This is a genomic window from Streptomyces sp. NPDC014801, assembly GCF_043082085.1.
Lineage (GTDB): Bacteria > Actinomycetota > Actinomycetes > Streptomycetales > Streptomycetaceae > Streptomyces.
This window is the reverse complement of record NZ_JBIBXG010000005.1, coordinates 242,296-254,449: the sequence shown is the minus strand read 5'-3', so window position 1 is coordinate 254,449 and position 12,154 is coordinate 242,296. Positions and strand designations below refer to the sequence as shown.

General features: G+C 70.7%; 8 protein-coding genes. 6 read left to right on the top strand and 2 right to left on the bottom strand.

Translation table 11 applies throughout. The features are described 5' to 3' along the window. Nucleotides 1–341: 341 nt before the first annotated feature. Together ACF1AL_RS13405 and metH are read right to left on the bottom strand one after the other, a co-directional pair. On the bottom strand, nucleotides 342–1,043 hold the full coding sequence (locus tag ACF1AL_RS13405; protein WP_391825964.1) for an HAD family hydrolase: 702 nt from the start codon (nucleotides 1,041–1,043) through the stop codon (nucleotides 342–344). Between the two features lie 240 nt (nucleotides 1,044–1,283). Next, nucleotides 1,284–4,796: a methionine synthase gene (metH, locus tag ACF1AL_RS13400; RefSeq protein ID WP_391825963.1), complete on the bottom strand. Its 3,513-nt coding sequence runs from the start codon at nucleotides 4,794–4,796 to the stop codon at nucleotides 1,284–1,286. A 290-nt stretch (nucleotides 4,797–5,086) separates the two neighbouring features. Between metH and ACF1AL_RS13395 the strand changes: the two genes are divergently transcribed. The 6 genes from ACF1AL_RS13395 (at nucleotide 5,087) to ACF1AL_RS13370 (ending at nucleotide 12,128) form a co-directional block, all read left to right on the top strand. Next, complete coding sequence (locus tag ACF1AL_RS13395) at nucleotides 5,087–5,851, top strand: IclR family transcriptional regulator (protein WP_366836111.1); 765 nt, start codon at nucleotides 5,087–5,089, stop codon at nucleotides 5,849–5,851. A gap of 471 nt (nucleotides 5,852–6,322) precedes the next feature. After that, on the top strand, nucleotides 6,323–7,117 hold the full coding sequence (locus ACF1AL_RS13390) for an MIP/aquaporin family protein (RefSeq protein ID WP_384214681.1): 795 nt from the start codon (nucleotides 6,323–6,325) through the stop codon (nucleotides 7,115–7,117). Nucleotides 7,118–7,228: 111 nt separating this feature from the next. After that, nucleotides 7,229–8,767 (top strand): glycerol kinase GlpK, encoded by a 1,539-nt coding sequence (gene glpK / locus ACF1AL_RS13385; protein WP_391662023.1) that lies wholly within the window; start codon nucleotides 7,229–7,231, stop codon nucleotides 8,765–8,767. Nucleotides 8,768–8,775: 8 nt separating this feature from the next. Next, entirely contained in the window at nucleotides 8,776–10,392 is a 1,617-nt protein-coding gene (locus tag ACF1AL_RS13380; protein WP_366836114.1) for a glycerol-3-phosphate dehydrogenase/oxidase, read from the top strand. 117 nt (nucleotides 10,393–10,509) lie between these two features. After that, a complete protein-coding gene (locus tag ACF1AL_RS13375; RefSeq protein WP_391825962.1) occupies nucleotides 10,510–11,079 on the top strand; it encodes an SMI1/KNR4 family protein in 570 nt (189 codons plus the stop codon). A gap of 131 nt (nucleotides 11,080–11,210) precedes the next feature. Beyond that, entirely contained in the window at nucleotides 11,211–12,128 is a 918-nt protein-coding gene (locus ACF1AL_RS13370) for a PAC2 family protein (protein WP_366836116.1), read from the top strand. The last annotated feature ends 26 nt before the right edge of the window (nucleotides 12,129–12,154 follow it).

The following is a 12,154-nucleotide window of genomic DNA, read 5'->3' as shown; positions in this document are numbered from 1 at the left end:
TGAGATTAGTCCGCGCCCGCAGCCGGGTTCACAGGCACCGGAGTTGAGCCCCCATCACGCAGCGAAACCGGGCGGGGACGCAACGAAAACCCGACACCGGAAGGATTCGTGCAGGGTTTCATCAATCGGGACACAAGGGTGTGCCCCGGGGGCCGCCTCGGGGGCGTTCAGCACATCGCCCCGCACGTGTCGAGCCCGCCCGGGGTGGGGAACGTCACACCCGTGCGGGTGGGCGGGCAGGCCGGAATTCGGCGGGCCGCACGGCCGGAATTCCGCGTCCGGGGGCCGTGTCGCGGCATCGTGGAATTCCGGCCAATGGGCGGGACACGCAGGGTGAACGGTTACAGCATTTCGGTCATCAGACCCCGCAGAAAGGCGAGATCGACTTCTTCCAGCGAGCCGACGACGGTGCGCCGCAGGGCCGGGCTGATCGGGGCGACCGAGGGCACGGCGACGACCTGGCAGCCCGCCGCCTCGGCCGACGCGACACCGGTGGCGGTGTCCTCGATCACCGCGCAGCGGGTCGGGTCGGCGCCGAGGCCGGCCGCCGCGAGCAGATAGGGGTCGGGGTGCGGCTTGGTCCGGGAGACCTCGTCGCCCGCGATGCTCAGGGAGAAGTGGTGCGGGCCGAGCGTGGTCAGCACCCGGTCGATGATCCGCCGGTGCGAGGCGGAGACCAGGGCGGTGGGGATGCCGTGCCGGTGCAGCTCGGCCAGCAGCCGGGCGGCGCCCGGCATCAGCGGCAGGGAAGTGCCGATCCGGGCCTCGAAGCCCTGGTTCAGCAGCAGGGTCAGCTCGGCGAGGGTGATGTCCGCGCCCGTGGCCTCGATCAGGAACCCCGCGCTGCGGGTCATGGGGCCGCCGACCACGACATGGCGCCAGGAGTCGTCGAGGGTGTGGCCGAGCGAGGCGAACACCTCCACCTCGACGTCCCACCAGAAGCCCTCGGTGTCCACCAGGGTTCCGTCCATGTCGAGGAGTACGGCCTGCAGGGCGGAGCCCTCGGCCGTGCGGGTACCGAGCGCGGGGACCGTACTGGTCACGGGCGCACCTCCTTGGGGACCATCAGGCCGGTTCCCGGACGGGAACCGGCCTGCAGTGGACCGACCAGTGTACGTCGCCGACGCCCGAAGCGCCTCCTTTATCCCTCGTGCGCCGGAGTGCCCCTCCAGACACCCCCGGCGCAGACCGGGTGGCGCTTCGGCACACCCCGGGCCCGAGAGGGCCGGTCGGGGCGGCGCTTCGGCGTGCCGCGGGGCCCGGGGTGGCGCCCGGAGCCGGGCTCAGCGGGCGTTGAAGTACTTCGCCTCCGGGTGGTGGATCACGATGGCGTCCGTGGACTGCTCGGGGTGCAGCTGGAACTCCTCGGACAGGTGGACGCCGATCCGCTCCGGCTGGAGCAGGTCCGCGATCTTGGCGCGGTCCTCCAGGTCGGGGCAGGCGCCGTAGCCGAGCGAGAAGCGGGCCCCTCGGTACTTCAGCTCGAACATGCCCTCGATCTCCGCCGGGTCCTCCCCGGCGAAGCCCAGTTCGCCGCGCACGCGGGCGTGCCAGTACTCGGCGAGGGCCTCGGCGAGCTGGACGGACAGGCCGTGCAGCTCCAGGTAGTCGCGGTAGGCGTTGGCCTCGAAGAGCCGGGCGGTCTCCTCGCCGATGCGCGAGCCGACGGTGACGACCTGCAGGCCCACGACATCCGTCTCGCCGGACTCCTCCGGGCGGAAGAAGTCGGCCAGACACAGGCGGCGGCCCCGGCGCTGGCGGGGGAAGGTGAAGCGGGTGCGCTCGTGACCGGCCTCGTCGAGGATGATCAGGTCGTCGTCCTTGGACACGCAGGGGAAGTAGCCGTAGACGACGGCCGCCTCCAGCATGTTCTCCGTCTGCAGCCGCTCCAGCAGGCCGCGCAGCCGCGGCCGGCCCTCGGTCTCGACCAGTTCCTCGTAGGTCGGGCCCTCACCGGTCCGGGCCTGCTTCAGCCCCCACTGACCCTTGAACAGGGCGCCTTCGTCGAGCCAGGAGGCGTACTCCTTGAGCTGGATGCCCTTGACGACGCGGGTGCCCCAGAACGGCGGTTCCGGGATCGGGTTGTCGGTGGCCACGTCGGAGCGGACGTGCCCCTCCTCGGGCCGCTCCTCCACCTGGACGGTGGCGGCCCGCACCCGGCGCTGCTTCAGCTCGGGCAGCTTCGCGCCGGGCACGCCGCGCTTGATGCCGATCAGGGCGTCCATCAGCCGCAGGCCCTCGAAGGCGTCGCGGGCGTAGCGGACCTCGCCCTGGTAGATCTCGTGCAGGTCCTGCTCGACGTAGGCGCGGGTGAGTGCGGCGCCGCCGAGGATGACGGGGTACTTGCCGGCCAGGTTGCGGGTGTTGAGCTCCTCCAGGTTCTCCTTCATGATCACCGTGGACTTCACCAGCAGCCCGGACATGCCGATCACGTCCGCCCGGTGTTCCTCGGCGGCCTCCAGGATCGCGGAGACGGGCTGCTTGATGCCCAGGTTGACCACGTTGTAGCCGTTGTTGGACAGGATGATGTCGACCAGGTTCTTGCCGATGTCGTGCACGTCGCCGCGCACGGTGGCCAGCACGATGGTGCCCTTGCCGGCCTCGTCGGTCTTCTCCATGTGCGGCTCCAGATAGGCCACCGCGGTCTTCATCACCTCCGCCGACTGCAGCACGAACGGCAGCTGCATCTGCCCGGAGCCGAACAGCTCACCGACCACCTTCATGCCGTCCAGCAGCGTCTCGTTGACGATCTCCAACGCCGGCCGCTGGGACAGGGCCTCGTCCAGGTCGGCCTCCAGGCCGTTGCGCTCGCCGTCGATGATGCGCCGCTTGAGCCGCTCCTCCAAAGACAGCGCGGCCAGCTCCTGCGCCTTGGACGCCTTCAGCGACTTCGCCGTCGCCCCCTCGAACAGCTGCATCAGCTTCTGCAGCGGGTCATAGCCCTCGGCGCGGCGGTCGTAGATCAGGTCCAGGGCGGTGGCGACCTCCTCCTCGCTGAACCGGGCGATCGGCAGGATCTTCGAGGCGTGCACGATCGCCGAGTCCAGACCCGCCTTCACACACTCGTCCAGGAACACACTGTTCAGCAGGATCCGCGCGGCCGGGTTCAGCCCGAAGGAGATGTTCGACAACCCCAGCGTGGTCTGCACGGCCGGGTGGCGGCGCTTGAGCTCACGGATCGCCTCGATCGTGGCCACACCGTCCTTGCGGGACTCCTCCTGACCCGTGCAGATGGTGAAGGTCAGGGTGTCGATGAGGATGTCCTCCTCACGGATGCCCCAGTTCCCCGTCAGATCCCCGATCAGCCGCTCGGCGATCTCCACCTTCTTCTGAGGCGTGCGGGCCTGGCCCTCCTCGTCGATCGTCAACGCGATCAGCGCCGCGCCGTGCTCCCGGGCCAGCCGGGTGACGCGGGCGAAGCGGGACTCGGGGCCGTCACCGTCCTCGTAGTTCACCGAGTTGATCACCGCACGACCACCCAGCTTCTCCAGCCCCGCCTGGATCACCTCCACCTCGGTGGAGTCCAGCACGATCGGCAGCGTCGAGGCCGTCGCGAACCGGCCCGCCAGCTCCCGCATGTCCGCCACACCGTCCCGGCCGACATAGTCCACACACAGATCCAGCAGGTGCGCGCCCTCACGAATCTGCTCGCGGGCCATCTCCACACAGTCGTCCCAGCGGCCCTCCAGCATCGCCTCACGGAACTTCTTCGACCCGTTCGCGTTCGTCCGCTCACCGATCGCCAGATACGACGTGTCCTGCCGGAACGGCACCGACTGATACAACGACGCCGCACCCGGCTCCGGACGCGGATCACGCTCACCGGGGGCGAGGCCGTGCACCCGCTCGACGACCTGCCGCAGGTGCTCGGGCGTGGTGCCGCAGCAGCCGCCCACCAGGGACAGCCCGTAGTCGCGGACGAAGTTCTCCTGGGCGTCGGCCAGCTCGGGCGCGGTCAGCGGGTAGTGGGCGCCGTCCTTGGTCAGGACGGGCAGGCCGGCGTTCGGCATGCAGGAGAGCTGGATGCGCGCGTGGCGGGCGAGGTAGCGCAGGTGCTCGCTCATCTCCGCCGGACCGGTCGCACAGTTCAGGCCGATCATGTCGATGCCCAGCGGCTCCAGCGCGGTCAGTGCCGCACCGATCTCCGAGCCCAGCAGCATCGTCCCGGTGGTCTCCACCGTCACCGACACGATCAGCGGGACGTCGTAGCCGGCCGTCTCCATCGCCCGGCGGGCCGCGATCACGGACGCCTTGGTCTGCAGCAGGTCCTGGGTGGTCTCCACGAGCAGCGCGTCGGCGCCGCCGGCCAGCAGCCCCTCGGCATTGGCCTGGTAGGCGTCGCGGATGGCGTCGAAGGTGGTGTGGCCGAGGGTGGGCAGCTTGGTGCCCGGGCCCATCGAGCCCAGCACCCAGCGCTGCCTGCCGTCCCGCGCCGCGAACTCGTCCGCCGTCTCCCGCGCGATCCGCGCCCCGGCCTCGGACAGCTCGGCGATGCGTTCGGGGATGTCGTACTCGCCGAGGGCGGTGAGGTTGGCGCCGAAGGTGTTCGTCTCGACGCAGTCGACACCGGCGTCGAAGTAGGCGGAGTGGACCGAACGGACGATGTCCGGGCGGGTGACGTTGAGGATCTCGTTGCAGCCCTCGAGGTTCTGGAAGTCCTCGAGGGTGGGCTCCTGTGCCTGGAGCATGGTGCCCATCGCTCCGTCGGCGACCACCACACGGGTGGCGAACGCCTCTCGGAGCGCGGACACACGGGTCCGGCTGTCGGCGGAAGGGGTCAGCGGCGACGAGGCCATGAAGGGGCTCCCTTTGATGCGACGGCTGTCGGCTATGCGGCTTCCCGGCCGTTCCCGGCGAGGCGCACGGCGCCAGCGTAACCGGGACTCGGCGAGGATGGGCAGGCAGTCCACGGGCCGGACGGGTGCCCTTGCACAGGGCCCCCGGGTGACCGATACACCGCGCATGACGTAACAAGTACCGTCCGACCATTGGCGAGAGGTCGGCATGGACCGGTAGTGTTCGACATTGCCGAACGCCGGTGATACACCGTGCGTGAGCGGTCGATGGGGACGGAGGCAGGACGGCGATGGCACGGAACATCCAGTCGCTCGAGCGGGCGGCCGCGATGCTGCGGCTGCTCGGCGGCGGCGAGCGACGACTGGGCCTGTCGGACATCGCCTCGGCGCTCGGCCTCGCCAAGGGCACCGCGCACGGCATCCTGCGCACCCTCCAGCAGGAGGGGTTCGTGGAGCAGGACGAGGCCTCGGGGCGCTACCAGCTGGGCGCGGAGCTGCTGCGCCTGGGCACCACCTACCTCGACGTGCACGAACTGCGGGCGCGTGCCCTGGTGTGGACGGACGACCTGGCCCGCTCCAGCGGGGAGAGCGTCTACCTCGGCGTGCTGCACCAGCAGGGCGTGCTGATCGTGCACCATGTCTTCCGGCCGGACGACAGCCGGCAAGTGCTGGAGATCGGCGCCATGCAGCCGCTGCACTCCACCGCCCTGGGCAAGGTGCTGTCGGCGTACGACCCGGTGGCGCACAGCGAGGCGCTGGAGTCCGACCGCAAGGCCTTCACCGACCGCACGGTGTGCGACCTGGACGCCTTCGAACACATCCTCGACATCACCCGTGCGCGGGGTTACGCGGCCGACGTGGAGGAGACCTGGGAGGGCGTGGCGTCCATCGCCGCGCCGATCCACGACCGGCGGCGGATGCCGGTGGGCGCGGTGGGCATCACCGGGGCCGTGGAGCGGGTGCGCCGGGACGGGGAGCTGCGCCCGGAGCTGATCGCGGCGGTGCGGGACTGCGCCCGCGCGGTCTCGCGCGACCTGGGCGCCGGGCGCTTCTGACACACGGCACAGGGCCGGGACGCCGTGGCGGCGTCCCGGCCCTGTGCCGTGTCCGCCCCCGGACGGGCGCGCGGTCGCCCTCAGGCCCGTCGCAGCCCTGTGCGCGACCGCCCTCAGGCCCGTCGCAGCCCTGTGCGCGGCCGTCCCCAGGCCCGTCGGCACCCCTGTGCGCCGCCGTCCCCAGGCCCGTCGGCACCCCCGCACGGAGGCGCGCCGCACCCGCGCGTACCTGTGATAGCCGCAAGCGATCAATAACGATCGTGCTTTCGATAACAGACCTCTTGACGGGTAGCTCGGGCCAAAGCAAGACTCCCGTCCATCGGTCGGCATTGTCGAACACCTACCGGCAATAAGCGTTAGAGTGTGACAACGCCAAGGGACCGGATTCGCTCTCACCCCCGAGGGCGCCGCAACCCCGGCGGGACCCGGGCGTTCGGCTTCCCCCCTGGACGAAGGACAAAGGAGTCGCGGGTGTCCAGCTCCGACATCTTCATCGGCGAGACCATCGGTACCGCCATACTCATCCTCCTCGGCGGCGGCGTCTGCGCCGCCGTGACCCTGAAGGCCTCCAAGGCCCGCAATGCCGGCTGGCTCGCCATCGCCTTCGGCTGGGGTTTCGCCGTGATGACGGCGGTCTACATCTCCGGCCCGCTCTCCGGGGCCCACCTCAACCCGGCCGTCACCGTCGCCCTGGCCATCAAGGACAGCGACTGGACGAACGTCCCGGTCTACTTCGCCGGCCAGCTGCTGGGCGCGATGATCGGCGCCGCGCTGGTCTGGGTCGCCTACTACGGCCAGTTCCACGCGCACCTGACCGACAAGGAGATCGTCGGCGGTCCGGGCGCGCAGGCCACCAGCGCGAAGGCGGTCGAGGCGCAGGAGAAGGGGGCCGGCCCGGTCCTGGGCGTCTTCTCCACCGGTCCGGAGATCCGGAACACGGTGCAGAACCTGCTCACGGAGATCATCGGCACGGTCGTGCTGATCCTCGCGGTCCTCACGCAGGGCCTCAACGACAAGGGCAACGGCCTGGGCATCCTGGGCGGTCTGATCACCGCGCTGGTGGTCGTCTCGATCGGTCTGTCCCTCGGCGGTCCCACGGGTTACGCCATCAACCCGGCCCGCGACCTCGGTCCGCGCATCGTGCACGCCCTGCTGCCGCTGCCCAACAAGGGCGGCTCCGACTGGGGCTACGCCTGGATCCCGGTGGTCGGCCCGCTGATCGGCGGCGCGATCGCCGCAGGCCTCTACAACGTCGCATTCGCCTAGCAGCCAGCTCAGGATGTTGTCCGGGAGCACCACACGGCTCCCGACCGGCATCGAGCACCGCACGCGCCGTATCCAGCAGCCCCCCAACGACGGATCTTCCAGGAGCACACAGTGACCGACGCCCACACCGCCGGCCCCTTCATCGCCGCCATCGACCAGGGCACCACCTCGAGCCGCTGCATCATCTTCGACCGGGACGGCCGGATCGTCTCCGTCGACCAGAAGGAGCACGAGCAGATCTTCCCGAAGCCGGGCTGGGTCGAGCACAACGCCACCGAGATCTGGACCAACGTCCAGGAGGTCGTCGCCGGCGCCGTCGCCAAGGCCGGCATCACCCGCGACGACATCAAGGCCATCGGCATCACCAACCAGCGCGAGACCACCGTGCTGTGGGACAAGAACACCGGTGAGCCCGTCCACAACGCCATCGTCTGGCAGGACACCCGCACCGACGCCCTCTGCCGCGAGCTGGGCCGCAACGTCGGCCAGGACCGCTTCCGCCGCGAGACCGGTCTCCCCCTCGCCTCCTACTTCGCCGGGCCCAAGGCCCGCTGGCTGCTCGACAACGTCGAGGGCCTCAAGGAGCGCGCCGAGGCCGGGGACATCCTCTTCGGCACCATGGACACCTGGGTCATCTGGAACCTGACCGGTGGTGTCGACGGCGGCAAGCACGTCACCGACGTCACCAACGCCTCCCGCACCATGCTGATGAACCTCCACACCATGGAGTGGGACGAGAAGATCGCCGAGTCCATCGGCGTGCCGCTGCAGATCCTGCCCGAGATCCGCTCCTCCGCCGAGGTCTACGGCGAGATCACGGGCGGCAAGCTGGGCGACCTGCTCGGTGGCATCCCGGTGGCCTCGGCGCTCGGCGACCAGCAGGCGGCCCTGTTCGGCCAGACCTGCTTCGCCGAGGGCGAGACCAAGTCGACCTACGGCACCGGCACCTTCATGGTGATGAACACCGGCGACAAGATCATCAACTCCTACGCCGGTCTGCTCACCACCGTCGGCTACAAGATCGGCGAACAGGACACGGTCTACGCCCTGGAGGGCTCGATCGCCGTCACCGGCTCGCTGGTGCAGTGGATGCGCGACCAGATGGGCCTGATCTCGACCGCGGCCGAGATCGAGACGCTCGCGCTGTCCGTCGAGGACAACGGCGGCGCGTACTTCGTGCCGGCCTTCTCCGGCCTGTTCGCCCCGCACTGGCGCTCCGACGCCCGCGGTGTGATCGCCGGCCTGACCCGGTACGTCACCAAGGCGCACCTCGCGCGCGCCGTCCTGGAGGCCACCGCCTGGCAGACGCGGGAGATCGCCGACGCCATGGTGAAGGACTCCGGCGTCGAGCTGGTGACCCTCAAGGTCGACGGCGGCATGACCGCCAACAACCTGCTGATGCAGACGCTCTCGGACGTCCTGGACGCACCCGTGGTGCGCCCGATGGTCGCCGAGACCACCTGCCTCGGCGCCGCCTACGCCGCCGGCCTCGCCGTCGGCTTCTGGAACAGCACCGACGACCTGCGCGCCAACTGGCGCCGGGCCGCCGAGTGGACCCCCCGCATGGACGCGGAAACCCGCGACCGTGAGTACAAGAACTGGCTCAAGGCCGTCGAGCGGACCATGGGCTGGCTCGAGGACGAGGAGTAAGACCCGTTATGACCACGCAGTCCACCCTGAGTTCCGTCCCTGCCCTGGGCACCCACCCGGCCTCCGGCTCGAACCCGAGCCGAGCCGAGACCCGGGAGCAGCTCTCCAAGGCGTCGTACGACCTGCTCGTGATCGGCGGCGGCATCCTCGGCATCTCGACGGCCTGGCACGCCGCGCAGTCCGGCCTCAGGGTGGCTCTGGTCGACGCCGGCGACTTCGCCGGCGCCACCTCCTCCGCCTCCTCCAAGCTGCTCCACGGCGGTCTGCGCTACCTGCAGACCGGCGCGGTGAAGCTGGTGGCGGAGAACCACTTCGAGCGCCGTGCGGTCTCCCGTCAGGTGGCCCCCCACCTGGCGAACCCGCTCACCTTCTACCTCCCCGTGTACAAGGGCGGGCCGCACGGCGCGGCGAAGCTGGGCGCGGGCGTCTTCGCCTACTCCGCGCTCTCCGCGTTCGGTGACGGCGTCGGCCACCTGCTCTCGCCGGCCAAGGCGGCGCAGGACGTGCCGGAGCTGCGCACCGAGAACCTCAAGGCCGTGGCCGTGTACGGCGACGACCAGATGAACGACGCGCGCATGGCGCTGATGACGGTCCGCGCGGCCGTCGACGCGGGCGCGGTCGTCCTCAACCACGCCGAGGTGACGGGCCTGCGCTTCACCAAGGGCCGGGTGACCGGCGCCGACCTCAAGGACCGTCTGAGCGGCGACGAGTTCGGCGTGAACGCCCGCCTGGTGCTGAACGCGACCGGCCCGTGGGTCGACCACCTGCGCAAGATGGAGGACCCGAACGCGGCGCCCTCCATCCGTCTGTCCAAGGGCGCGCACCTGGTGCTCAAGCGCACCTCGCCGTGGAAGGCCGCGCTGGCCACCCCGATCGACAAGTACCGCATCACCTTCGCCCTCCCCTGGGAGGACATGCTGCTGCTCGGCACGACCGACGAGGAGTACGAGGGCGACCCGGCGGACGTCGCGGTCAACGACAAGGACATAGCCCAGATCCTGGACGAGGCCGCGTTCTCCATCCGGGACCAGCAGCTGAGCCGGGACCTGATCACGTACTCCTTCGCGGGCCTGCGGGTGCTGCCCGGCGGCCCCGGCGACACCGCCAAGGCCAAGCGCGAGACGGTGGTGACCGAGGGCAAGGGCGGCATGCTGTCCGTCGCGGGCGGCAAGTGGACCACCTTCCGCCACATCGGCCGGACCGTGATGCAGAAGCTGGAGTCGCTGCCGGGCCACCCGCTGGGCGACGACTTCGAGCCGATCTCCTCGCTGCCGAAGAAGCTGCCGCTGCCGGGCGTCGCCAACCCGCGCGCGGTCGCGCACCGGCTGCTGGTGGACCGTCCGGCGCCGGGCCCGCGCATGGCGGCGGACACCGCCAGGCACCTGGCGACGCACTACGGTTCGCTGGCCTTCGACATCGCCCGCCTGGCCAACGACAACCCCGAGCTCGCCGAGCGCGTCCACCCCGACGCCCCGGAGATCTGGGCGCAGGTCGTCTACGCCCGTGACCACGAGTGGGCCGAGACGGCGGACGACGTGCTGCGCCGCCGCACCACGCTGACGATCCGGGGCCTGGCCACGGACGAGGTGCGCACGAAGGTCCAGGACCTGCTCGAGAAGAAGTAGGACCGGCAGGAATCGACGGCCGGACGGTCCTACGACGCGCAAGGGGCGGCTCCCCGCACAGAGCCGCCCCTTTCGCCTGTCGTCGGCGTTGTCAGTGCCGGCTGATATGCAGGGGACATGAACAACGATCACGCGGACCCGGCCGAACTCGCCTTCCTGCGGGCCGCTTTCGGAGTCGGCGAGGGCGGTGCCCCGGCGCTCGGCTGGGAGGCCGTGCACGCCTTCGAGGCGGAGCACGGGATCGTCCTGCCCGAGCCGTACCGCACCTTCGTCGCGGAGATCACCGACGGCTCCCGCCAGGGCCCGCCCGCCTACGGGCTGCTGGGACTGGCCGAGCTGCCCGGCGACTGGGGCGGCGAGGCGGCGGAGCGTGACCTCGGCAAGCCGTTCCCGCTGACCGAGGCCTGGCTGTGGGAGGAGGACGAGGGCGAGGACGACGCCGAGCGGGACGCCGCCGTCGACCGGGTCCTCCACCACGGCTCGGTCGTCCTCGGCACGGACGGCTGTGCCATGGACTGGCACCTGGTGGTCAGCGGACCCCACCGCGGTCATGTCTGGCAGGTCACGGACGTGGGCGCGCTGCCCTTCGGGGCCGAGTTCGGCCATACGACCGCCACGTCGGGCTTCACCGGCTGGGTGCGGCACTGGGCGGCCGGCAAGGAGTGGTTCGACGCCCCGGGTACGTGAAGTCCGGGTGTTCGGGGGTGGGGAACGGGGCAGTGATCCGTTCATCCCCCGTGCAAGGGGGCTGCGGGCGCCCCCGCCGCACGCCGTAAGGTTGGGTGGTCAAGCGAGGGCACGTCGGAAGGAGGCACTGGGTGATCGAGCTCGAGGGGGTTCCCGAGCTGATCGACCCGGTCATGGTGGCCGCGTTCGAGGGCTGGAACGATGCCGGCGACGCCGCCTCCACCGCGGTCGCGCATCTGGAGAGGGAGTGGAAGGGCGAGGTGTTCGCGGCGCTGGACGCCGAGGACTACTACGACTTCCAGGTGAACCGCCCCACGGTGTTCATGGACGGCGGCGTGCGCAAGATCACCTGGCCCACGACGAGGCTGTCCGTGGTCCGCGTCGGCGGCGACAAGCCGCGCGACCTGGTCCTGGTCCGCGGCATCGAACCGTCCATGCGCTGGCGCTCGTTCTGCAACGAGCTGCTGGGCTTCGCGCACGAGTTGGGCGTGGAGCTGGTGGTCATCCTGGGCGCGCTGCTCGGGGACACCCCGCACACGCGCCCGGTGCCGATCAGCGGCACCACGTCGGATCCGGACCTGGCGCGCCGCATGGATCTGGAGGAGACCAAGTACGAGGGTCCCACCGGGATCGTCGGCGTCCTGCAGGAGGCCTGCACGCACGCGGGGGTCCCCGCGGTGTCGCTGTGGGCGGCCGTGCCGCACTACGTGTCGCAGCCGCCCAACCCGAAGGCCACGCTGGCCCTGCTGAACCGCCTGGAGGACCTGATCGACGTGCGCATCCCGCTGGGCGAGCTGCCCGAGGACGCGCGCGCCTGGCAGGTCGGGGTGGATCAGCTGGCCGCGGAGGACAGCGAGGTCGCCGAGTACGTCCAGACCCTGGAGGAGGCCCGCGACACGGCGGAGCTGCCGGAGGCGTCGGGCGAGGCGATCGCCCGGGAGTTCGAGCGGTATCTGCGGCGCCGGGACGTCAGCCCTCCGGGCGGGAAGCCGAGACCGCCGGCTGCGGGCGGCGGCGCCAAGGACGACGAGGACGACACCGAGGACTGAGGTCCGAAGCGACGACGCCGGGGACC

Coding starts and splice junctions, on each gene's coding strand:
- ACF1AL_RS13375 (WP_391825962.1), top strand. CDS start 10,510: ATGAACAACGATCACGCGGACCCGGCCGAACTCGCCTTCCTGCGGGCC.
- ACF1AL_RS13395 (WP_366836111.1), top strand. CDS start 5,087: ATGGCACGGAACATCCAGTCGCTCGAGCGGGCGGCCGCGATGCTGCGG.
- ACF1AL_RS13380 (WP_366836114.1), top strand. CDS start 8,776: ATGACCACGCAGTCCACCCTGAGTTCCGTCCCTGCCCTGGGCACCCAC.
- metH (WP_391825963.1), bottom strand. CDS start 4,796: ATGGCCTCGTCGCCGCTGACCCCTTCCGCCGACAGCCGGACCCGTGTG.